21 protein-coding genes and 1 other annotated feature are annotated in these 22,717 nt (G+C 28.8%); of the genes, 17 read left to right on the forward strand and 4 right to left on the reverse strand.

Going from position 1 to position 22,717, the window contains the following annotated elements; translation table 11 throughout:
• Positions 1-344 precede the first annotated feature (344 nt).
• Positions 345-1,574, reverse strand: a complete 1,230-nt coding sequence (gene tyrS / locus ACQPUW_RS02230) for a tyrosine--tRNA ligase (protein WP_430835862.1) — start codon at positions 1,572-1,574, stop codon at positions 345-347.
• Between the two features lie 340 nt (positions 1,575-1,914).
• Positions 1,915-2,148: a binding site (T-box leader), on the reverse strand.
• Positions 2,149-2,411: 263 nt separating this feature from the next.
• Here tyrS and cax point away from each other — a divergent pair.
• Positions 2,412-3,458 carry a calcium/proton exchanger gene (gene cax / locus ACQPUW_RS02235; protein ID WP_430835863.1) on the forward strand — a complete coding sequence of 349 codons (1,047 nt, stop codon included), beginning with the start codon at positions 2,412-2,414 and terminating at the stop codon, positions 3,456-3,458.
• Positions 3,459-3,538: 80 nt separating this feature from the next.
• On the opposite strand, the gene ACQPUW_RS02240 is transcribed toward cax, so the two are convergent.
• Complete coding sequence (locus ACQPUW_RS02240) at positions 3,539-3,817, reverse strand: hypothetical protein (RefSeq protein WP_430835864.1); 279 nt, start codon at positions 3,815-3,817, stop codon at positions 3,539-3,541.
• A 684-nt stretch (positions 3,818-4,501) separates the two neighbouring features.
• Here ACQPUW_RS02240 and ACQPUW_RS02245 point away from each other — a divergent pair.
• A complete protein-coding gene (locus ACQPUW_RS02245; protein ID WP_430835865.1) occupies positions 4,502-5,017 on the forward strand; it encodes a nitroreductase family protein in 516 nt (171 codons plus the stop codon).
• A 143-nt stretch (positions 5,018-5,160) separates the two neighbouring features.
• Entirely contained in the window at positions 5,161-6,363 is a 1,203-nt protein-coding gene (locus tag ACQPUW_RS02250) for an alanyl-tRNA editing protein (protein WP_430835866.1), read from the forward strand.
• Between the two features lie 47 nt (positions 6,364-6,410).
• On the opposite strand, the gene ACQPUW_RS02255 is transcribed toward ACQPUW_RS02250, so the two are convergent.
• Positions 6,411-7,436 (reverse strand): glycoside hydrolase family 18 protein, encoded by a 1,026-nt coding sequence (locus tag ACQPUW_RS02255; RefSeq protein WP_430835867.1) that lies wholly within the window; start codon positions 7,434-7,436, stop codon positions 6,411-6,413.
• Positions 7,437-7,719: 283 nt separating this feature from the next.
• On the opposite strand from ACQPUW_RS02255, the gene ACQPUW_RS02260 reads away from it, so the two are divergent.
• Positions 7,720-8,697: an aromatic acid exporter family protein gene (locus ACQPUW_RS02260; RefSeq protein WP_430835868.1), complete on the forward strand. Its 978-nt coding sequence runs from the start codon at positions 7,720-7,722 to the stop codon at positions 8,695-8,697.
• 8 nt (positions 8,698-8,705) lie between these two features.
• On the opposite strand, the gene ACQPUW_RS02265 is transcribed toward ACQPUW_RS02260, so the two are convergent.
• Positions 8,706-9,479, reverse strand: a complete 774-nt coding sequence (locus tag ACQPUW_RS02265) for a histidinol phosphate phosphatase (RefSeq protein ID WP_430835869.1) — start codon at positions 9,477-9,479, stop codon at positions 8,706-8,708.
• A gap of 94 nt (positions 9,480-9,573) precedes the next feature.
• On the opposite strand from ACQPUW_RS02265, the gene ACQPUW_RS02270 reads away from it, so the two are divergent.
• The 13 genes from ACQPUW_RS02270 to ACQPUW_RS02330 all read left to right on the forward strand — a co-directional run bounded on the left by ACQPUW_RS02270 (position 9,574) and on the right by ACQPUW_RS02330 (position 22,658).
• Positions 9,574-9,915, forward strand: coding sequence for a hypothetical protein (locus ACQPUW_RS02270; protein WP_430834628.1), 342 nt, complete (start codon positions 9,574-9,576; stop codon positions 9,913-9,915).
• 167 nt (positions 9,916-10,082) lie between these two features.
• Positions 10,083-11,342, forward strand: a complete 1,260-nt coding sequence (locus ACQPUW_RS02275; protein WP_430835870.1) for a TcaA 3rd/4th domain-containing protein — start codon at positions 10,083-10,085, stop codon at positions 11,340-11,342.
• Between the two features lie 18 nt (positions 11,343-11,360).
• Positions 11,361-12,644: a murein hydrolase activator EnvC family protein gene (locus ACQPUW_RS02280; protein WP_430835871.1), complete on the forward strand. Its 1,284-nt coding sequence runs from the start codon at positions 11,361-11,363 to the stop codon at positions 12,642-12,644.
• 431 nt (positions 12,645-13,075) lie between these two features.
• Entirely contained in the window at positions 13,076-13,231 is a 156-nt protein-coding gene (locus ACQPUW_RS02285; RefSeq protein ID WP_430835872.1) for a hypothetical protein, read from the forward strand.
• Positions 13,232-13,316: 85 nt separating this feature from the next.
• Positions 13,317-14,111 carry a hypothetical protein gene (locus tag ACQPUW_RS02290; RefSeq protein ID WP_430835873.1) on the forward strand — a complete coding sequence of 265 codons (795 nt, stop codon included), beginning with the start codon at positions 13,317-13,319 and terminating at the stop codon, positions 14,109-14,111.
• A 115-nt stretch (positions 14,112-14,226) separates the two neighbouring features.
• A complete protein-coding gene (tig, locus tag ACQPUW_RS02295) occupies positions 14,227-15,510 on the forward strand; it encodes a trigger factor (protein WP_430835874.1) in 1,284 nt (427 codons plus the stop codon).
• A 147-nt stretch (positions 15,511-15,657) separates the two neighbouring features.
• Complete coding sequence (gene clpP, locus ACQPUW_RS02300; RefSeq protein WP_430835875.1) at positions 15,658-16,254, forward strand: ATP-dependent Clp endopeptidase proteolytic subunit ClpP; 597 nt, start codon at positions 15,658-15,660, stop codon at positions 16,252-16,254.
• 32 nt (positions 16,255-16,286) lie between these two features.
• A complete protein-coding gene (clpX, locus tag ACQPUW_RS02305) occupies positions 16,287-17,585 on the forward strand; it encodes an ATP-dependent Clp protease ATP-binding subunit ClpX (RefSeq protein WP_430835876.1) in 1,299 nt (432 codons plus the stop codon).
• Positions 17,586-17,712: 127 nt separating this feature from the next.
• Positions 17,713-20,022 (forward strand): endopeptidase La, encoded by a 2,310-nt coding sequence (gene lon / locus ACQPUW_RS02310; protein ID WP_430835877.1) that lies wholly within the window; start codon positions 17,713-17,715, stop codon positions 20,020-20,022.
• A gap of 15 nt (positions 20,023-20,037) precedes the next feature.
• A complete protein-coding gene (gene yihA, locus ACQPUW_RS02315; protein WP_204594674.1) occupies positions 20,038-20,634 on the forward strand; it encodes a ribosome biogenesis GTP-binding protein YihA/YsxC in 597 nt (198 codons plus the stop codon).
• Positions 20,635-20,808: 174 nt separating this feature from the next.
• Positions 20,809-21,495 (forward strand): hypothetical protein, encoded by a 687-nt coding sequence (locus ACQPUW_RS02320; RefSeq protein ID WP_430835878.1) that lies wholly within the window; start codon positions 20,809-20,811, stop codon positions 21,493-21,495.
• 36 nt (positions 21,496-21,531) lie between these two features.
• Positions 21,532-21,852, forward strand: a complete 321-nt coding sequence (locus ACQPUW_RS02325; RefSeq protein WP_430835879.1) for a hypothetical protein — start codon at positions 21,532-21,534, stop codon at positions 21,850-21,852.
• A gap of 140 nt (positions 21,853-21,992) precedes the next feature.
• A complete protein-coding gene (locus ACQPUW_RS02330; RefSeq protein ID WP_430835880.1) occupies positions 21,993-22,658 on the forward strand; it encodes a hypothetical protein in 666 nt (221 codons plus the stop codon).
• Positions 22,659-22,717 lie beyond the last annotated feature (59 nt).

A 22,717-nucleotide genomic window follows, 5' to 3' on the forward strand; every position in this document is an offset into this window, starting at 1 on the left:
TATTATTAACATGAAAAATAAAAGGGTATCGACAAAGCATTACATCGATACCCTTTTAAGCATTATTTATCTATTTGAATTATAAATGAGTGACTTATTTAAACATTATTTTTAAATTTATTTATCTATTTTAAATTATCTTTTATGAACAGTGTGTATATTTGAGTTTTTTATTTTAATTTATTAAGCATTAACTAAATTAAAATTTTCCGAATCTTTATTTTAAAATTATTTTAGCATTATTGTTTAGCTATTTCCGTTTAAAACATTATTATTTGTTATAGTATCATAGTATCTATTACAGTATAATTTATCCCCTAAATAAATTATTACTTAATAAATCACTATTTAACTATTATTTTAGTGAATCCTTTTTTACCTTTTTTAATCATTGCAAAACCTTCTTCGAAGTGTTCTTTTTCTAAAGTTTTTGCAATATCAGAAACTTTTTCTTCATTTATTGCTAATCCGCCTTGAGATACGAATCTCTTAGCTTCTGATTTTGATGGGAATACATCAAATTCAACTAATACATCTAATAAGTTATTACCTAAATGAGCTTCAGTTATTTCGATAGTTGGAACGTGCTCTAAATCAACGCCACCTTCGAATAAAGCTTGTGAAGCAGCTAAAGCTTTTTGAGCATTTTCTTCACCATGAACTAATTTAGTAACTTCGAAAGCTAAAGCTTTCTTAGCTTCATTAATTGCTGCACCTTCAAGAGCGCATAATTCATTTATTTCATCTATTGGTAAGAATGTTAAAAGTTTTAAGCACTTTTCAACATCAGCATCAGCGATGTTTCTCCAGTATTGGAAGAATTCAAATGGTGAAACTCTTTCAGGATCAAGCCATAAAGCTCCTCCAACAGTTTTACCCATTTTTTCACCTTCGCTATTAGTAAGTAAGCTACAAGTCATAGCGTATACGCTTTCGCCTTTTTTCTTTCTTAATAAGTCAACACCAGCAATCATATTTGACCATTGGTCGTCTCCGCCAAGTTCCATTTTACAACCGAACTTTTCATTTAATACTAAGAAGTCGTAAGCTTGCATTAACATGTAGTTAAATTCTAAGAATGATAAACCTCTATCAAGAGCAAATCTTTTCTTGAAAGCATCAGCTGCTAACATCTTATTAACTGTGAAGTGTCCACCAACTTCTCTTAAGAAATCAATGTAGTTTAATCCTCTAAGCCAATCAGCGTTATTTACTAATATTGCTTTATCATCTGAGAAATCTATAAATCTTTCCATTTGTTTCTTTATTGATTCAACGTTATGATGAATTTGTTCATCAGTTAACATTTTTCTCATATCAGTTTTTCCACTTGGATCTCCGATAGTAACAGTACCACCACCAATTAATACAATTGGTCTATGTCCAGCTCTTTGCATATGAGCCATGAACATCATTGCGATAAAGTGACCAACATGTAAGCTATCAGCTGTTGGATCAAATCCAATGTAGAAAGTTATTTTCTCTTTTCCTAATAATTCTCTTGTTTCCTCTTCATGAGTAAATTGTTTAATGTATCCACGTTCTTTTAGGATATCTAAAACATTTCTTTCCATATTAAAACCTCCAATAATTAATGTATTTTTTATATTTTTTCGCATTAATTATTGACCTTCTTTAAATAAACCAATATAATATATGTGTGAAATAATAATATTGTAGAAGAGCAATAACTATGCAGTTTTGTGGCTCTTTTATTTGCTATATGAATTTTTATTTATAACATTAAGTAGTATTTATTTAATAACCTTTTATTATACTTCGATTTGGACGATTGAAGTAGTGAAGTTATAATATTAAGTGCTTTTGTTATAAATATTGATTTTATATAGTTTTTTTTAGCCTTAAATGTGTGAGCTTTAAAATCTTTTTATATAACAAAAAAACCCCATCCATAATAAGGACGAGATTACTCACGTGGTACCACCTTAATTTATTATACACTTTAATAGTATATAACCTCATTAAAAGTTTTTAACGATACTTAACCGATAACACCTAATATCTAATAAATAGAGTTCAATGCATGACTCCGAGATGTATTCAAAATAAATGTCTTAGCGCCTCTCATCACCCGGCAACTTTCTGTTAAGCTTAGGCATTTCTACTTGTTCTCTTCATTGTCTTTAGTTATTAATTTATTTAGCAGTACTTTGTTTGACTGCTTGAACTCATTATATATCCATAAAATCTTAGTGTCAACATTAATTTAAAATTTTTTGCATTAAATACCATAAAAATATAGATTTTTAAGTGAATAAATTTTAAAAATATTATGGAAAACATAGTAAATACAATAGGTAAGCTATTTATATATATTTAACAATTATATTGTATAATAGTAAAAAAAATAATAAAAAATAGAATATACTAACGAAGAAAGAGGTATTAACATGAAATTTTTAAAGTACTTATTAATATTTATACCTATAAGTATAATAGGTGAGTTTATGCATTTATCACCTACAATATTATTTATATTAGCAGCACTTGCTATAATTCCGCTTGCTGGACTTATGGGCGAAGCTACAGAGGAGATATCATTTTATACAGGACCAAAGCTTGGTGGATTTTTAAATGCTACCTTTGGGAATGCAACTGAGCTTATAATATCATTTTTTGCATTAAAGAGCGGTCTGTTTGATGTGGTTAAAGCATCAATAGCAGGGTCAGTAATAGGAAACACATTGTTAGTTCTAGGTGCAAGTATGCTATTTGGAGGACTTAAATTTAAGACTCAAAAATTTAATAAGAAAGTTATAGATATAAGTTCAAGTATGCTTTTATTTTCAGTTATAGGATTAAGTATACCTGCTATATTTACACATACAGTTAGTCCAGAGTTATTAAATACAAAATACGAAGGGTTAAGTATAATAGTTGCTGTTATAATGTTTGCAATTTACATATTAAGTTTAGTATTTTCATTCTTTACTCATAAGGATATATATGAAGTAGAACATGAAGATAATGGAGAAATAGCTAAGTGGTCACTTAAAAAATCTATATTAGTTCTTGCTGTAGCAACAGTTTTAATTGCAATTGAAAGTGAACTTTTAGTTGGGGCAGTGGAACCTATGACACAATCACTTGGATTAAGTGAATTCTTTGTAGGTATTATTGTAATACCTATAATTGGAAATGCAGCAGAACATAGTACTGCTGTTGTTATGGCACTTAAAAATAAAATGGATGTTGCCGTAGAAATAGCACTTGGATCAAGTCTTCAAATAATTTTATTTGTTGCACCAGTTCTAATTTTCTTAAGTCTTTTGTTCACTCCAATGAGTATTGTATTTAATGTTTTTGAACTTGTAGCTTTAGGGGTTTCAGTAATTATTGCAAATAAAGTTGCAAATGATGGTGAATCAAATTGGCTTGAAGGAGTACAGTTATTAGCTGTATATGTAATTATAGCTGCTTCATTTTTTGTAGTGTAGAAGTTAGACTTTATTAAGATAGAAATTTTATTTGGAGTAAATTAACATAAAAATAGTAGAACACTAATGTTCTACTATTTTTATGTTATTGAATTAATAATTTGAGGAATTTGATCTTGCATTTTCTTATATGTAGAATATTCTGGATTAGTATCAGGAAAACCTGTATCTGTAGGTCCACCAATGAAATATTCGTTATTTTTAATTTTTATGTAATTTTTTGAACCTATACTATCATATTCAGAGGTATTTATTGATTTATCTTTATTATTAGCTATAATAAATAAAAATCCTTTTAAATTACTTGAGTTTTTTGGAGTAAAATATACATATAATGAATCTTTAGATTCTTTAACCATGTATTTATCGCCCCAACTTTTAGGAAATCTTAGTGTTATATTCAAATTTTTAGATTCATAGCGTACAGTGGGAATATTTAAATATAACTTATAAGCACCTATTAATAATATTAAAATTATCAATAATATCAAAAAAAATTTTTTCTTCATTTTTTTCATTAAAGTTACCTTCTATTTCTTTAGTTAATATATATATTAATATCTTTTTTATATATAAGCAAATATAGAGTGAGAATATATATTAACTAAAAATTAAAGTTTCATAACTTTTAAGTTTAGATATAGCTTAGTTAAATAAAAGATCACGTGATTTTACTTGTAAAATGCATGTGATTTTTTATATGCTTTATTAATCACTTAAATATCAAGACTATTTATTTTTTTATGATTTCCAGTTATCTAAATAGTATTAGTATATAGACTAGTGAGGATAAAGAGAAAATAGAGAAATTATATATTTACATATATAATTTCTGATAAACTACCTATATTTGATTAAGTTTTGTAATCTAATATATTATCTTTCTAAATCATCAACAGAAAACTCTAGTATAAAATTTTATGTTATACCGAAAAATATATAAAATTAATAATAAACTAACTAGTTAATTATATTAAATAAAGTATTTTATTTAATAATTGGATGATATAATAATAAAAATATAATCTGAAAGGATGATTTAAATGTTAGAAATACTAAGAGAAAGAAGAAGCATAAGAAAGTATAAAGAACAAAAAATCGAAAAAGAAAAGATAGATAAAATACTTAAAGCGGCGTTACTTGCACCATCATCAATGAATAAGAAACCAGTTGAGTTTATAGTAGTTGATGACAAGGAAACATTACTAAAGTTAGAAGAGTGTAAGGCTAAAGGAACACTTGGACTAAAGACTTCACCACTTGCAATTGTAGTTGTTGCAGATACGGAAAGAAGTAATGTATGGATTGAAGATGCTTCAATAGCATCAACATTAATTCAATTAGAAGCTCAAGAAGTAGGTCTTGGCTCTTGCTGGATACAAATAAGAAATAGACAAAGTGAAAACGGAGATTCGGAAGAAGCTGTAAGAAATGTATTAGGGTTACCAGAAAATTATGGAGTATTAACTATATTGACTATAGGATATAAAGATGAAGAAAAACCTGCTTATGATGATTCAAAGTTAAATTATGAAAAAGTTCATTATGGTAAGTTTTAAGATTAATATTTAATATAAAATGAATGGCTATACTAATAATATTTAGTATAGCCATTTTAATATTTACTTTTAAACTTGAATGTTAAAATTAAATTGTATAAATGATATACTAAGTGTAGTAATTATGAAAGGACGTGTATAATTTGGAAAAGTTATATTATATAGATCAATACATAAAAGAATTTACAGCAGAGATAGAAGAGATAATTGAAAAAGATGATAGATTTCATGTAATTCTAGATAAAACTGCATTCTTCCCAGGTGGGGGAGGTCAGCCTTGTGATTTAGGATTCATAGGAGAACATGAAGTTTTAGATGTATATGAAGGGGATGGAAATGTATATCATGTGGTATCTAGAAAACCTATAAAAATACATAAAGTAAAGTGTAAGATAGATTGGGAAAGACGATTTGATTATATGCAACAGCATTTAGCACAGCATACACTTTCAGGATGCTTCTTCAAATTGTTTAATCATAATACTGCAGGTATACACTTAGGAAAAGAAATAAGCACTATAGATATAGTAGGGGAAATTACAGAAGAGCAAATAAGAGAAGCTGAAAAGTATGCAAATAAAGTTATAAATGAAAATTTAAAGGTAGAATTTTTATTCCCAGAAAAAAGAGAACTTAAGAAGATGGGACTTAGACGTGATCTTCCAAAGACAAATGAAAAAATAAGAATTGTAAAAATTGAAGATTTAGATATAAATGCTTGCTGTGGAGTTCATCCAGGTAGAACTATAGAACTTCAAGCTATAAAGCTTGGAAGATATGAAAAGCATAAAGGTAATACTAGAATAGAGTATTTAGCCGGCTATAGAGCTATTAATGATAGCTTTAAAAAGGATGAATTTTCAAGAAAAATATGTAGATTCTTAAGTTGTAGTGAAGATGAGGCTATAAATAGTATAAATAACTTGAATAATGAATTGAAAACTGCAAATAGCAGGAATAAGGAACTTACAATAGAAATATCAGAATATAAGAGTAAAGAACTTATAGAAAATGCTGATAAGGTATCTGGTGTATCAGTTATTAGAGAAATATATGATAATGAAGATGTTAAGTATGTAAGTAAGCTTGCGGTAAGGCTTACTGAAATGGGTAAAGTAATAGCTTTAATGGCAGTAAAAAATGAGGATAGAGTAAACTTAATATTTGCAGCATCAAAGGATATAAAAAATGCAGACATGAATAGTCTTCTTAAGGATTCAATTAGTTTAATTGATGGAAGAGGAGGCGGAAGCAAAATATTAGCTCAAGGTGGAGGAAAGAATAATAATAATCTTGATTCTCTTCTTGATTATGCTTTCAAAAGAGTAAAAGATTCATTAAAATAAGGTTAAAGAAAATAAGACTTATCTATAGATATAGATAAGTCTTATTTTTATATAAGTTCTTCATAAATCTTGTTAAGAAGTGTTCCTGTGCTATCAGCAGAATAATGCCAAAACATCATTCCTAATAGGTTATTATCCTTTAGATAATTACATTTATACTCTAAAGATTCTTCATCATCATATGATATAAATTCACATCCGTTAAATAGGTAAGGTGCTTTTGCTTCATCATCCCAATATCTTTTAAAACCATTTTTATTTATGAAATAACTTTTTAATACATCGTAATTTCCACCAAAGAAGCCAGTTGTTTTTGCCATTTGGAATAATCCATTATTGAAGTTTGGAACACCTCTCCAAGCTCTTGAATAGAAGGCTGAACCTATAACTATCTTTTCTTTAGGAAGACCAGATTTTATAAATAATTTAACTGAGGAGTCAGTTGATATCCTAAAGATATCTCCAGTTGAATTATATAAATTAGTATGGTGACCAGTTAAAATTTGAAATCCATCTCTTAAATCATAAGTCATAAGTTGAACATAATCCAAATAATGATGAACTTTACTCATTTCAGTTGCATCAGTATAATATTTATCGGCACCAGCTGCTATAGTTAAAAGAAAGTGTTTATTATATTTTCTTTCTTCAATATCTAATTGCTTTCTGAACTCTTCTAATAAGAGTGTAAAATTTTCTTTGTCATCAGGAGATGAATCTATTCCTGCTACTGAGTGACATGGGTATTCCCAATCAAGATCAATTCCATCTAATTTGTGAGTATGCATAAATTCAATTGCACTTTTAGCAAATAATCTTCTATTTATATGATTTGAAGCGGCTTCAGAGAAGCCTCCAGCACCCCATCCGCCGATTGATATTAGAATAGCTACATTAGGATTAAATGCTCTTATTTTATCTACGTGATTTAAGTTTTTTAGGTTGCTATATACTTCGCAGTCATTTATTTTGGCAAATGCAATATTTATATGAGTAAGTTTTAGAGTGTCTTCTTTGGTTATGGTTTTTAGACCTATATCTATTAAATAAGCAATTATATATTTTTCTCTCATAGATGAACCCTCCTATATTTCCTATTTTAAGTCTAGTAGATTTTTTGCAAATTATTACATAAGTTCTAATTTAAATAAGTTATATAGAGATTAAAATTTAGTTATGGATATAGTAAATACTCGGATTAAAAGAATAATAAATAAGTCATTTAGAGATTAAGAATTATATAAAAGTCAAAGAAGATTGTTAAATAATTATTTAAATAGAAAAAGTCATTAAAATTTATTATTATATACTTAAGACAAATTATATACTTAAGAAAAGTAATTTAAGGTGATGAGAATGGAATTTTTAAAAAGAAACACATTTAAGATGGCAGTATCTGCAACTATCGCTATATTTATAGCAGAAGGATTTGGGTTAAAGTTTGGCGTAACTGCTGGAATAATTGCTATACTTAGCATTCAAGATACAAAAAAAGAAGCATTATTAGTTGGAGGGAGAAGAGTAATATCAGCAACTATAGCTGTAGTGTTATCTTATTTATTATATGTATTGCTTGGTAATAACTCTTTAGTATTTGGACTTTTCCTACTTATATTTATTCCTATTACAAAGAAGCTTAAATTAGAGGAAGGAATGATAGTTGGAGCAGTTTTATCAACTCATCTTTTAGTAAGTAGTAATATAGATTTAAGTTGGATAGTTAATGAAGAGGCTGTAACTTTTGTAGGGATAGGAGTAGCTTCATTATTCAATTTGTATATGCCATCTCTTGATGATAAATTTAATATAAATAAAGAATTTATTGAGGAGCAGTATAGAAATATAATTTTTGATATGTCAAAAAGTTTAATAACAAAGGCTGTTCCAGTAAATGAAAGAAGAAGACTTAAGGAAGTTGAAGATATTATAGAGGAAACTAGGACTTTAGCTTATAAAATAAATAATAATTATTTATTTAAAGAAGAGCTTTATTATATAGATTATATAGAAATGAGAGTAAAGCAGCTAGATACCATAAAAAGAATGACATCACATTTTTCTAGATTTTCAATAACTTATGATCAAACATTAATAATGGCTAAATTTACTGAGAATATAGCAATTAATACATATGAAGATAATGATTGTATAGAGCTACTTTATAAATTGAAGAAGCTAAGAGTAAGTTATAAAGAAATGCCACTTCCAAAGACTAGAGAAGAATTTGAAAATAGAGCAATGTTATTTCAATTTTTAAATGATTTAGAAGATTTTTTATTAATAAAAAAAGAATTTAGAAAAATATATAAAAATAAAGCTAAGAGACTATCTTAGCTTTATTTTTATATATCAATAACATGCATTTTTCTTTCTTTAAAATATACAGGAGTAAGACCAGCCTCTTTTATGATATATTTTGCAGCATCAAGATATAAGCCTATTCCTTCTTTATTATGGGCATCAGATCCAATGGTTACGTATCTTCCGCCTAATTCTTTATATCTTTTATAAATAGGTATAAGTGATTTAATTGCTTTTTCATCACCAAGACGTCTAGTATTTACTTCTATAACCTTGTCCTTTTTTATTAGTATATTAAATATTTTATCAAGATAATTTGAGAATTCGGATAAATATATTTCATTATCATCATATTTTAAATATCTACAAGGATAATCAATGTGAGATAGTGAATCAAAATTATCAAATTCACTTATGTCTTTTATCATCTCTTCAAAATACTCAGATAAATATTCTTGCTTTGATAAAGTGGTATTTTTTGAATTTATGAAGATATCAACATCATTTATTGAATGTATTGAACCTAAAATAAAATCAAAAGGATATGAATTAGATATGATATTATTTTTATCAACTATAGTATGTGAAAGTCCAATTTCTATACCTAGTAATAAATTATCACTTCTGTATTTAGAGTATCTATTAAAAAATTCACTACAATCAACTTTAAATAAATCTTTTTCAGGATAATTATAATCCATATGTTCTGTTATTATAGTTCCTATATTTAATTGCTTACCTTTTTCTATTACATCTTCTATCTTCATTTTACTATCTGAAGAAAATTCTGTATGCATATGACAATCGAAAACCATAAATAACCTCCATTAAAATAATAAATTGCTTTTTTATATTATAGCATAGTATTATAAATTATGAGGATAATAACCTATATATGGAGGAATGATTATGAAAGAATTATTTAAAATAAAAGATATGTCATTTTATGAAGAAGATTTCTTAGATGAAATTGAAGAGTATGAAGATATAATTCCTATAATACAAGATTTAGCAGATCAATTAGATTATGAAAGAATTAGCTGTGTTGAAATTAATGAATGTTGTAAAGTGAGTAAAGATAATTATTACATCGAAATTCATGGATATATAAATGGAGAAGATGAGTTTATAACAAAAGAAGAAAAAGAAAAATTTGAAAATGTATTAAGTAAAGAAACATTAGATTTATTTGTTATAAGAGTATACAAATGTGTTGATTGCGGAAAGTGGATTATAGATATTTTAGAATAGTGAAAATAGGGCGTTATATAGACGGAAATGTTTATATAGCGCCTTAAATTATTACCAAAATATTAAGTTTAACAATAAATGATTAAAAAAATAGAAAAATACGTTAATAAAATATTGATTTTATGGCAAATAATTTATTATTATATATTTAAAGGTTGAGGTGAAAAATGGCGATTAAAGAAAAATTAGATAGATTTATTAAGAAAACAAAGGATATCTTAGTTAATAAAAGTGATGAAATAAGAAAATTAAACAAAGATACTTATAGAGAATTTCTTAAAAAGAATCTCAAGATAATTATTTTAATTGGTATTGTAGTATTTTTGTTATCTGGATATTTTGTAGGAAATATGAGAACTACAAAAGAACAACTTTTTAAAAGTCTAGAGATAGGTCTTGAGGATGGAAGTGCATCTAAACTTCAAGATATTATAAGAGTTAATGATAAAAAACTAAAGAAGAAGGATCTAGCTCCATTAATAGCTTATTATAAAGGGCAAGATTCACAGGTTAATAATGTAATTGATGGACTAAAGAAAGGTAATGAAAAGTCTATTTTTGAATTAGTAAATGAAAAAGGTATATTTGGTGATAATTATTATGTGAATTTAAAGAATTTTAATCTTAAAATTGTAAGTAACTTTAAAGATGCCAATATATATTTAAATGGAAAAGAAAAAGTAAATTCAGGAGATACATTAAATAACCTTATACCAGGGAAATATAAGATTAGTGGATCAATAGCTAATGAATATGGAGAAATAAAAAAAGAAGAAGAAATATCCTTAATGAAGGATGAGACTGTAGAGCTTAAGCTGGACGGGATTATGGTAACTGTAGATAGTAAATTTGGAGATGCTAATGTATTTATAAATGGTAAGAATAGTGGTATAAAGTGTGAAGACTTTAGAAATATAGGACCAATGCCAACTGATGGAAGTATAAAGCTTTCAATTCAGAAGGAATTTCCTTGGGGCGTTGTAAAGGGAGAAGAAAGTGAAGTGCTTCAAACACCAAATATATCTTTAAAACTAGATATAGCGAATGATGAACTGTGGAATGAAATAAATACATCTTTAAATACTTTTTATAAAAGTGTATTTGAAGCTTTAAATAGTGAAGATAAGGGTGCTATAGAAGGAGCAACTAACGAAGCAAGGGATAAGATATATTCAGTTATAGAGAAACAGTATTTCATATTAAAAAATAATTATGAAATGAAATCTCTAGATATTGATAAAGAAAAGAGTAATTTTCAATATAAAAATGGAGAGTATAAAGCAACGATAGTTTGCGAGGTAAAGTATGATACTAGCAAAGTATTGTTTGGATTAGGAAGAGAAGAAAATAGCAAGAAGTTCTTAACTAAGCTTATATATAAGAATAATAAGTGGACTGTCGATGATGTAGAGAATTTTTCGTTATAAATGAAAGGGGAATGGGGCATGAAAAAGAAGGTAATATCACTCACGATAATTATAACTATGGTAACTGTATTAGTTCCAATCGATAATTTTAAGGTGTATGCAGCTAATAATTCTAATAAAGAAAAAATTGAGAGTAATAAAGAAAAAATTAATGATTTGGAAAAAGAAAAGAATAATATACAAAAGAAGAAAAAAGATCAGGAAGCTGAACTTGATTCAATTATGAAGGAAATAGAAGATAAGAGTCTTCAGCTTACAAAGTCAGAAAATGCACTAAAAAAATACGAAAATGAAGTACAGAGATTGAAGAAGGAAATAGATAAAATCAACATAGAAATATCTACAAATGAGAAAGAAATAGCACAAAACGAAGAAGAAGCTAAAAATACAGAAGAATTATTAGAAAATAGACTTAGAAGTTATTATAAAGCAAATTTTCAATCTCAATATTTATATATGATTTTTTCAAGTAAAAGTATTGGAGAGTTATTTTCAAATATCTTTAATGTAAATAAGATAATAAAGACAGATAATGATCTTTTAAAAGAAATAAAAGAATTACATAAAGAATTAGAAGGAAAAAAGGAAACTCTTAATAATAAGAAGAGTGAAGTGCAAAGCGCAAAAGAAGAGCAAGAAGAATTGAAGCAAAAGTCTAAAGTAGAGAAGGACAAGCATGAAGCAGAGGTTAATAAGCTAAAAAGTTTAGAACGTGAAAAAGAGAGCAGAATAAATAAATTATCATCAGAAGAGAATAACGTGAAAAATAAAATTGAGGATCTATTAAGTTATAATGAGGAACTTCAAAATGAAATTAATAAGATATTTAATGAAATAAATAAGAATAGTAGTGGCAGTAATAATAGCAATAATGGTAATAATAATTCTGATTCAAATAATAATAATAATAATCAAGCAGCAAGTGGATTCATGGTTCCTACAGTAGGTCCTATAACTAGTCCTTATGGACCAAGAGTACATCCAGTAACAGGTGCTAATGGGTTCCATACAGGTGTAGATTATGGAGCACCACATGGAGCACCTATAAAAGCATCAAAAAGTGGAACTGTTGTTACAGCTGGATGGATGAGTGGGTATGGAAAGACTGTAATAATAGATCATGGAAATGGACAGCAAACTTTATATGCACATTCAAGTGAACTTTTAGTTTCCACTGGACAGAAAGTTTCAGGTGAACAAGTTATAGCTAAGGTTGGAAGTACTGGGATGAGTACAGGGGCGCATTTGCATTTTGAAATAAGAATTAATGGTAATCACACAGATCCTATGAAATACTTATAACAATATAACCGCTTAAGTCTTTTAGCGGTTATATTATTATATACAATAAAAAACCTGCACTAAAATAGTACAGGTTAAAGGGTTATGTTCATTTAAGAAAGGGAATAAATGAACATTTTGTGGGGTTTATTTAAACTCTATAGCGTTTGCTAATAGAGTGGTATGGGCTTTAATTAATTTTTATTTATCTGTTAATGTAATTATACTAAAATTTAAAATAAATTCCAATAGGTAAAGGATTAATTTACGTTTTGTTAATCAATAGTTAAAAGAATGTTTAAAAATGTTGAAAAAAGTAGAAAAATAAAAATATTTATATAAAGAGTATTATATTGTCTAATTTGTGCTAAAATATAATTTAGAAAATTACAAATTTTTGTTAGAATAAAATACAACACATAGTGTTAATAATTTAATAAAGGAGAGTAGTTATGTTAAGACTAGAAAAGAAGACTTTTTTAAAAGATGCTCCAGAATATGAAGAGTATTCAAATAATGTAGCTAAACTTACAGATGATGAAAAGAGAGCTTTAGGAATTAAAGTGTGCAATTGTCGTTGTAAAAGTAAGGCTAAGGCAAAAAAGTAATTAAAATATAAGAAAAGGCTATTATTTTAATTAAATAAATATTGTATACTATATTTATTATTAGTAAATTTAGGAGGTAAATATTTTGGCTAAACCAAGTATTTTTAGTAAAGATTATGAAAAGAAGATGAAGCGAAGAAGGCTTAGAATTATAATAATAGTTGGCTTGGTAGCAATTATTGCTGGATTGCTTATATATAAATTTAAAATAGAAAGTATGGATTTTTCTAATGTAAGAAATAAATTACAAGCATGGGTTGATAGTGATAATCCAGACATTCAAAAACCAGTAGAAGAATCTAAAGTGCCAGAAGTTAAGGAGCCGGAAGTTAAGCCGGAACCTCCAAAGAAAACTTATATAGAAGCAAAGCTTGGAGGGGACGTTGTAGCTAAATGTGAATATAAAACAGTTGATGACAAGAAAGAATTCGTTGGCATGGAAAAAATAGAAGGGGCTAGCTATGATATATCACCTAACAAACAATTGTTACTAATATTAGATAAAGATCAAAATATGAAACTAATAGATATAGATGGAAAAGTTACAGATATAACAAGAAAAGAATATGTATCTACAAAGGGAGATAAGTTCCCTAAAGATACTATAATCAAAAAGGACAAGGAGTATGTTTGGCATGATCAAGCTAAGTTCCTAGATGATGATAATATAGTTTATGGAAGTAATCTACCATACTTTGGGACAGCAGCTAATAAAGAGTATTTATGGATATACAATATAAAGAGTAAAAATAATACTTTAGTAAGAAGTGTAGCTGGTAAAGATATTACTATAGGTAAGGTTGTTCCTAAAAAAGGAATAGAAGTTAAGGTAGATAAAAATGAATATATAATTAATAATAAGGGAAGTATTGTAAAGTAAGTTATACCAAATTTGCTATATAACACAAAGCATTTGAAAATGTGTAGAAATCTATGTTATAATAACGTAGTTAAATAAACGAGAATAAAGAACTATTTTAGGAGGAAGAACAAAGATGGAAGCTAAAATGGAAAAGATAGAAGCTAATGTTGTTAAATTTGAAGTGAGAGTAGAGGCAGAAAAATTCACTGCTGCTTTAAATAAAGCTTACAACAAGAATAAGAGAAATTTTAATATACCTGGATTCAGAAAAGGTAAAGTGCCAATGGCAATGGTTAAGAAGCACTACGGTATAGAAGTATTATTTGAAGATGCTATAAATACAGTAGTAAGTGAAACATACCCAACATTAGTTGAAGAAAACAACTTAAAGCCAGTTGATTTCCCAAGCATAGATGTATTAGAAGTTGGAGAAGGAAAAGATTTAGTTTATACAGCAGAAGTTACTGTATATCCAGAAATCGAACTTGGAGAATACAAGGGATTATCAGTTAAGAGAAAAGAAGTTAAAGTAGAAGATGCTGAAGTTGAAGGACAATTAAAGAACATGCAAGCTCAAAACGCAAGAGTAGAAACTAAAGAAGAAGGATCAATTGAAAAAGGTGACATCGCTGTTATAGATTTCAAAGGATTCATCGACGGAGTTGCTTTTGAAGGTGGAGAAGGACATGATTATTCATTAGAAATCGGTTCAGGATCATTTATCGATAACTTTGAAGATCAATTAATAGGATTAAGCACTGACGAAGAAAAAGAAGTTAAAGTTAAATTCCCAGAAAACTACGGAAAAGAAGACTTAAACGGAAAAGAAGCTACTTTCGAAGTTAAAGTTAAAGAAATAAAAGTTAAAGAAATGCCAGCTTTAGATGATGAATTCGCTAAAGAAGTATCAGAATTTGATACATTAGCTGAATTAAAAGCTGATATAACTGGTAAAATAGAAGAAACTAAGAAATCTTCATTTGAAAGAGAATTTGAAGATGAATTAATAACAGCAGTTATTGAAAATTCAAAAATGGAAATTCCAGCAGTAATGGTTGAAAAAGAAATTGATAACATGGTTAAAGATCTTGAAGCAAGATTAAGCCAACAAGGATTATCATTAGAACAATACATGCAATTCACTGGAAACACAGAAGAAAAAATGAGATCATACATGAAAGAAAATGCTGATAAGAAAGTTAAGGCTGACTTAGTATTAGAAGCTATAGCAAAGGCTGAAAAAATCGAAGCTACTGAAGAAGAAGTTAAAGAAAAAGCTACTGAAATAGCTAAGATGTATGCTGGAGATGAATTCGAAAAAATGGCTGAAATGTTAGTTCAAACTCAAAAGCACATGATCGAAAAAGATATCGTTGTTGGAAAGACAATTAAGTTATTAGAAGACAACTGCAAATAATTGATATATTAAAAGTTAATAGATGTAACGATTAGATAATTGCCAGAAAATATTTTTCTGGCAATTATTTCAAATAAAAAGATTAACAAAAGATAAATGTTGAGGTATAATTTTATTTAAAGTTACATTAAAAAGGAGGGAACAGTAATGAGCTTAGTTCCAATGGTTGTTGAACAAACAAATAGAGGAGAAAGAAGTTATGATATCTTCTCTAGATTATTAAAAGATAGAATAATAATGATTAATGGTGAAATAAATGATGCGACTTCAAATTTAGTAGTTGCTCAGCTTTTATTCTTAGAAAGTGAAGATCCAGATAAGGATATATATATTTATATAAATAGCCCAGGAGGATCAATTACAGCTGGTATGGCTATATATGATACAATGCAATATATCAAACCAGACGTTTGTACTATATGTATTGGATTAGCTGCATCAATGGGATCTTTCTTACTTTCATCAGGAGCAAAAGGAAAGAGATTTGCACTTCCAAATGCTGAGATTATGATACACCAACCTTTAGGTGGATTCCAAGGTCAAGCAACTGATTTTGATATACATGCAAAGAGAATTTTAAGAATAAAAGATAAATTAAATCAAATACTAAGTGAAAACACAAATCAACCTTTAGAAAAATTAAAAGTTGATGTGGAAAGAGATTACTTCTTAGAAGCAGACGAAGCTATGGAATATGGATTAGTTGATAAAGTTATTACTAAGAATGAAATCGAAAATGCATAATAATTAGGGTTTGTCCTTAGCGAGGTGAAAATATGGCTAAATACGAAGAAAAGAAACAGTTGAAATGTTCTTTCTGTGGCAAGAATCAAGATCAAGTTAAAAGATTAATAGCTGGTCCAGGAGTCTATATATGTGATGAATGTATTGAATTATGCTCAGAAATTATAGAAGATGAATTTGAAGAAACTAGCGATGTAGTTTCTCAAGATTTACCTAAACCACAAGAAATTAAAGAATATCTTGATTCATATGTAATAGGCCAAGAAGGAGCTAAAAAATCATTAGCTGTTGCAGTATACAATCATTATAAGAGAATAAATACTAAGAAAGTCTCAAATGATGATATAGAATTACAAAAGAGTAATATCTTACTACTTGGACCAACAGGTTCAGGTAAAACATTACTTGCTCAAACATTAGCTAAAGTTCTTAATGTTCCATTTGCAATTGCAGATGCAACAACATTAACAGAAGCTGGATATGTTGGAGAAGATGTAGAAAATATCTTATTAAAATTAATACAAAATGCTGATTTTGATATAGAAAAAGCAGAAAAAGGTATTATTTATATAGATGAGATAGATAAGATTGCAAGAAAATCAGAAAATCCATCAATTACAAGAGATGTTTCAGGAGAAGGTGTTCAACAAGCGCTTCTTAAAATATTAGAAGGAACAACTGCTTCAGTACCACCACAAGGTGGAAGAAAACATCCTCATCAAGAATTATTACAAATAAATACTTCAAATATATTATTTATTTGTGGTGGAGCCTTTGATGGAATAGACAAAATAATTGAAAAGAGAACAAGAAAAAGTTCAATTGGTTTTGGAGCAGAAATCCAATCAAAGCAAGAAAAAGATTTAGGAGTAGTATTTAAAGAGATTATGCCAGGAGATCTTTTAAAGTTTGGTTTAATACCTGAATTTGTAGGAAGATTACCTATATTAGTAACTTTAGAATCTCTTGATAAGACAGCTTTAGTTAAAATACTATGTGAGCCTAAAAATGCTCTAGTAAAGCAATATAAGAAGCTATTTGAACTTGACAATGTAGATCTTGAATTCACAGAGAAAGCATTAGATACAATAGCGGAAGAAGCTATTAGTAGAAGCACTGGTGCTAGAGGATTAAGAGCTATAATAGAAGAAATGATGATGGATATAATGTTTGAAATTCCTTCAGATGAAAGAATTACAAAGGTAGTTATAACGGAAGATACCATCAAAAAAGGTGAAAAACCTGAGGTGCATAGATTACCAGAAGGTGAAGTAAGACCTATGCTTGTTGATAAATCATCAAAGAATAAAGAAGATATGGAAACAGCATAAATAAAAAACACTCTCTAATAAAGAGTGTTTTTTTATTTATAGGATTACAATTATTGAAAAAAGTTATGGTTATGGTATACTTATTAGGTCTAATAAAAATAATGATGAAGATTGGAGGAAGACAGGTATGACAAACGAAAACATTCTTCCTTTAATTCCTCTAAGAGGGATTACTATTTTCCCAAATATGGTTACTCATTTTGATGTTGGAAGAGAAAAATCAAAAGCAGCGATAGAGGCTGCAATGCAAAATGGAGAAAAGATTTTTTTAGCACCACAAAAAAGTGTAGAGATAGATGATCCAAAGAAAAGCGATATAAGCAAATTTGGAACGATATGTGATATAAAACAGATAATTAAATTACCTGATGATGTAATAAGAGTTTTAGTTGAAGGTAAAGAGAGAGCTAAAATAAAAAAATATCAGGCAAAGAAAGTTTATTTAGAAGTTGAATTAGAGAGAATTAAAGAAGAAGAAATAGATAGTATTGAAATAGAAGCTTACATAAAGTCTTTAAAAGAAACATTTATAAAGTTTATGAAGCTTACAGGAGAAAATTCAAAAGATATTATTAAGGCTGTAGAACTTGATGATAAAATACATGAATTTATAGATATGGTAAGCTCTGTAGCGGTTACAAGGGAAGATTATAGACAAGAATTATTAGAAACAATAGATTTAAAGAAAAGACTTGAAAGACTTCTAGAAATGATTGAAGAAGAGATTCAAATTATAAAGATTCAAAAGAAAATAGCTGATAAAGTTAAAGAGAAGACTGATAAAAGTCAAAAGGAATACTTCTTGAGAGAGCAACTAAAGGCTATACAAGAAGAACTTGGGGAAGATGATGAATCAAAGCGTGAAATAGCTAAGTATGAAGAGCTAATTAAAGAAGCAGATCTTCAAGGAGAAGTTAAGGAAAAAGCAGAATATGAGCTTAATAGATTAAGAGGAGCTGGAGCGTCAAGTTCTGAAGAAGCTGTTATAAAGACATATTTAGACTGGATAGTGGACATGCCTTGGAATAAGAGTAGTGAAGATACTATAAATATAAAAAGTGCAGAAGAAGTTCTTCAAAACGAACATTATGGTTTAGATGATGTTAAAGAAAGAATTATAGAATATTTAGCAGTAAAGCAAATGAGTAAGAGCATGAAGGGGCCAATACTTTGTTTAGTTGGACCTCCAGGAGTTGGTAAGACATCTATTGCAAAGTCAATAGCTGAAGCAATGAATAGAAAGTACTCTAGGATAGCTTTAGGTGGTATGAAAGATGAATCAGAAATAAGAGGACATAGAAAAACTTATGTTGGAGCAATACCAGGTAGAATAGCCTATGCATTGAAAGAAACTAAGACAAATAATCCTCTTATATTGTTTGATGAAATTGATAAGATCAGTTCAAATTACAAAGGTGATCCATCAGATGCATTACTTGAAGTATTAGATAGTGAGCAAAACTTTAATTTTAGAGATAACTATCTAGAACTGCCAATGGATTTATCTAATGTATTCTTTATAGCTACAGCAAATAGTTTAGATACAATACCTAGACCATTACTTGACAGAATGGAAGTTATAGAGGTTTCAGGCTATACTTATGAAGAAAAGTTCCAAATAGCTAAAAGATATCTAATACCTAAGGCTTTAAAAGAACACAATATTGAAGAAGATAAGATAAAAATAAGTGATTCTTCAATTAAAGAGGTTATTGAAGGGTATACTCTTGAATCAGGAGTAAGAAGCTTAACTAGAGTTATAGCTTCATTAATTAGAAAAGCTATAACCGAAATGCTTAAAAAGAATAAAGATAGTATGAGTATAAATTCTAAAAAAGTGGAAAGTCTATTAGGTAAAAAGGCATTTAGCTACGATAGAGTAGATAAAGAAGATAAAATAGGAGTAGTTACTGGAATGGCATGGACTGCTTATGGCGGAGACACATTGCCTGTAGAAGCAATGGTCATGGAAGGTAGCGGTAAGCTTCAGTTAACAGGACAGCTTGGCGATGTAATGCAAGAATCTGCAAAGGCAGCATTCACTTATGTAAGAGCCAATGCTTCCAAGTATGGAATTGATTTAGATTTTTATAAAAATAAAGATGTTCATATACATGTTCCAGAAGGAGCTGTTCCAAAAGATGGTCCTTCAGCAGGAGTGACTATGGTTACAGCATTAGTATCAGCTTTATCAAATAAGAAGGTTAAGCATAATGTTGCTATGACTGGAGAAGTAACTCTAACAGGAAGAGTATTACCAATCGGAGGACTTAAAGAAAAGTCACTTGCAGCTGTTAGAGCTGGAATTGATACTATAATTATTCCAAAGGATAATGAAAAAGATGTAGATAAGATACCAGCTTCAATTAAAAAGGGCTTAAAGATAATAGCGGCAGAACAAATTGATACGGTATTAAATAATGCAATAATGCAGTAATTGGAGATGATACCTATGAGGATAAAGCAATCAGAATTTATTATATCAGCAGTTAAAAAAGAACAGTATCCAACTGATGATAGAGTGGAAATAGCATTTGTTGGAAGATCAAATGTTGGTAAGAGTTCAATAATAAATGCTCTTACAAATAGAAAAAAATTAGCAAAAGTGAGTCAGACACCAGGAAAAACAAGACTTATAAACTTCTTTTTAATCAATAATGATTTTTATCTTGTTGATTTACCAGGATACGGATATGCAAAAGTATCAAAAACTGAAAAAGCAAGCTGGGGTCAAACTATTGAAAGATACTTAAATGGAAGAGAAGAATTAAAGAGAGTTGTTCTTCTAGTTGATTCAAGACATAAACCAACTGCAGATGATGTAATGATGCATGAATGGATAAAGCACTACGGATATGATGTAACAGTAGTTGCAACAAAGAGTGATAAATTATCAAATAATAGCTTAAGAAAAAGTGAAAAGATAATAAGAGAAACATTAAAGTTGACAAAAGAAGATAAACTTTATTTCTTCTCATCATTAAATAAAAAAGGTAGCGAACAGCTAATTGACAATCTTTTTGGAGATTTAGCACAAGATACTGAATAAAATCATATTAATATAAGGTTCTAGTAAAAGTTATATAAACTTTTACTAGAACCTTATTTTCTTTTGTAGAACTTTGGACTAATTTCAAAATTTAGTGTCAAATTATTTAGGGAAGAATAGTATATAGTATAAAAACTAAATAAAATCAAATTTAAGGAGGTCAGGAAGAAGCATATGGAAATTAATGATATCCTAAATGGATTCAATGATTGTTCCGAGTGCGACGACGATTGTGATTTCGAAAGAAAAGATCATGATTTCGATGAGAGATGCGATCGCAATAATAGTTGTGATTTCGATGATTGCAACTTTAATGATGATTGTGATTTCGATGATTGCGACTTCAATGATGATTGCAACTTCAATGATGATTGCAACTTCAATGATGATTGCAACTTCAATGATTGTGATTTTGGATTCGATAATAACAATTGTGACTGTGGATGTGGTGGAAACTGCGGATTCGGTGGCTTCGGCGGATGTGGAAACAATTCTTGGTTTTTATTAATTATTATAATATTATGCTGCTGCTGCGGAAGACGCAGATATAGCGGCGGATACGGAGGATATGATATGGGATATAATGATTGTTGTTGTTGTTGTTGCGAAAAACCTAAATTTAAGAAATGTAAACAAACAGTTTATGTACCAGAATGTATGGATGGATTAGGTGGATATAGTAATTACCAAGCTCCAGCTCCAGCTCCAGCTCCTGCATATGGATACGGCGGATTTGACGGCGGATTTGGCGGCTGCGGTGGTGGATTCGGCGGCTGGTGGTTAATAATAATCTTATTAATCTTCTGCGGTGGATTCAATAACGGCTGTGGAAATAACGGCTGTGGATTTGGAAATTGTTAACTAAATTAAAGAGAAAAGATATAGGAGGAATTTAATATGTCACACAAAAAATGTTGTTGCGATAAAACAATTGTAGTTTCACCTTACGCTCAAGCACCTGCTCCAGCACCTTACCCAGCACCTTATGGTGGTGGCGGATTCGGCGGCGGAGGATTCGGCTGCTGGTGGTGGATAATAATTTTATTAATCTTCTGTGGCGGATTTAATAATAATAATGGATGCAACTGTAGAGACGACGGATGTAATAATGGATGTAATGGTTTCGGCGGAGGATTCGGAAGCTGGTGGATCATCATAATAATTATATTATGTTGCGGCGGATGCGGCGGCGGATTCGGAGGATTCGGAGGATTCTAATATAAACAAATTAATCAATTGTATATGATTGGTAATTGTTGGAGGGCTTTTAGCCCTCCAAAAAAATGCACAAAAATAATAACCAATATGCACATTGTTACATACAATATAACTAGAACAGTCCTTTGGGAGGGGTTGAAATGGCAAAAAAGAGACATAAAAGTAAAAATGATTCATATGAGAATCAGCAATCTCTATTTAATAATTTAGCGAATAATCCATTTGGAATAGATCCAAATCAACTTATGAATATGCTGGGAAATATAGATCAGGATAAATTAAAGAACATAATGTCATCTATGGAAAAGGAAGGAATAGATTTAAGCTCATTTCCACCTTTAAATTCAATGAATAATAATGACAATAATAATGGAGATAACAATGGCAATGGAATGAATCCTATGGATCTATTAAATAGTATTGCAATGAATATGAATAATGGAAATGGAATGAACAATGGCAATGCCATGAATAATGGAAGCGGAATGAACAATGGTAATGCTATGAATAATGGGATGGGACAGATGGGGCAAATGGGACCACTAGGGAATATGAATCCAATGGCTATACTAAATCAACTTACTAGAATGAATAATTTCAATGGCAATAATAATAATAATAATAATGGTAATAATAATAATGGTAATAATAATAGAAATAATAATAGAGCTAGAAATAAAAATAAGTATAATACGGGGGATCCTAATATGGATATGCTACTTGCACTAAGAAATTCTGTATCTAGTGAAAGAGTTGAATTCGTTGATAAAATAATAGGATTATATAAAAAAGGAGATTTAGATTAAAAAAGTGTATAAAAATATGGGATAGGGTTAATAATATAATTGTACCGGAGAAAGCATTC

Source organism: Clostridium sardiniense (assembly GCF_050584765.1).
In the GTDB taxonomy this organism is placed as follows: Bacteria; Bacillota; Clostridia; order Clostridiales; family Clostridiaceae; genus Clostridium; species Clostridium sardiniense_A.

Bases quoted from the DNA above. Each gene is read 5' to 3' on its own strand.
- tyrS (WP_430835862.1), bottom strand. From the start codon at position 1,574: ATGGAAAGAAATGTTTTAGATATCCTAAAAGAACGTGGATACATTAAA.
- cax (WP_430835863.1), top strand. From the start codon at position 2,412: ATGAAATTTTTAAAGTACTTATTAATATTTATACCTATAAGTATAATA.
- ACQPUW_RS02240 (WP_430835864.1), bottom strand. From the start codon at position 3,817: ATGGTTAAAGAATCTAAAGATTCATTATATGTATATTTTACTCCAAAA.
- ACQPUW_RS02245 (WP_430835865.1), top strand. From the start codon at position 4,502: ATGTTAGAAATACTAAGAGAAAGAAGAAGCATAAGAAAGTATAAAGAA.
- ACQPUW_RS02255 (WP_430835867.1), bottom strand. From the start codon at position 7,436: ATGAGAGAAAAATATATAATTGCTTATTTAATAGATATAGGTCTAAAA.
- ACQPUW_RS02260 (WP_430835868.1), top strand. From the start codon at position 7,720: ATGGAATTTTTAAAAAGAAACACATTTAAGATGGCAGTATCTGCAACT.
- ACQPUW_RS02265 (WP_430835869.1), bottom strand. From the start codon at position 9,479: ATGGTTTTCGATTGTCATATGCATACAGAATTTTCTTCAGATAGTAAA.
- ACQPUW_RS02270 (WP_430834628.1), top strand. From the start codon at position 9,574: ATGAAAGAATTATTTAAAATAAAAGATATGTCATTTTATGAAGAAGAT.
- ACQPUW_RS02275 (WP_430835870.1), top strand. From the start codon at position 10,083: ATGGCGATTAAAGAAAAATTAGATAGATTTATTAAGAAAACAAAGGAT.
- ACQPUW_RS02280 (WP_430835871.1), top strand. From the start codon at position 11,361: ATGAAAAAGAAGGTAATATCACTCACGATAATTATAACTATGGTAACT.
- ACQPUW_RS02285 (WP_430835872.1), top strand. From the start codon at position 13,076: ATGTTAAGACTAGAAAAGAAGACTTTTTTAAAAGATGCTCCAGAATAT.
- tig (WP_430835874.1), top strand. From the start codon at position 14,227: ATGGAAGCTAAAATGGAAAAGATAGAAGCTAATGTTGTTAAATTTGAA.
- clpP (WP_430835875.1), top strand. From the start codon at position 15,658: ATGAGCTTAGTTCCAATGGTTGTTGAACAAACAAATAGAGGAGAAAGA.
- clpX (WP_430835876.1), top strand. From the start codon at position 16,287: ATGGCTAAATACGAAGAAAAGAAACAGTTGAAATGTTCTTTCTGTGGC.
- lon (WP_430835877.1), top strand. From the start codon at position 17,713: ATGACAAACGAAAACATTCTTCCTTTAATTCCTCTAAGAGGGATTACT.
- yihA (WP_204594674.1), top strand. From the start codon at position 20,038: ATGAGGATAAAGCAATCAGAATTTATTATATCAGCAGTTAAAAAAGAA.
- ACQPUW_RS02320 (WP_430835878.1), top strand. From the start codon at position 20,809: ATGGAAATTAATGATATCCTAAATGGATTCAATGATTGTTCCGAGTGC.
- ACQPUW_RS02325 (WP_430835879.1), top strand. From the start codon at position 21,532: ATGTCACACAAAAAATGTTGTTGCGATAAAACAATTGTAGTTTCACCT.
- ACQPUW_RS02330 (WP_430835880.1), top strand. From the start codon at position 21,993: ATGGCAAAAAAGAGACATAAAAGTAAAAATGATTCATATGAGAATCAG.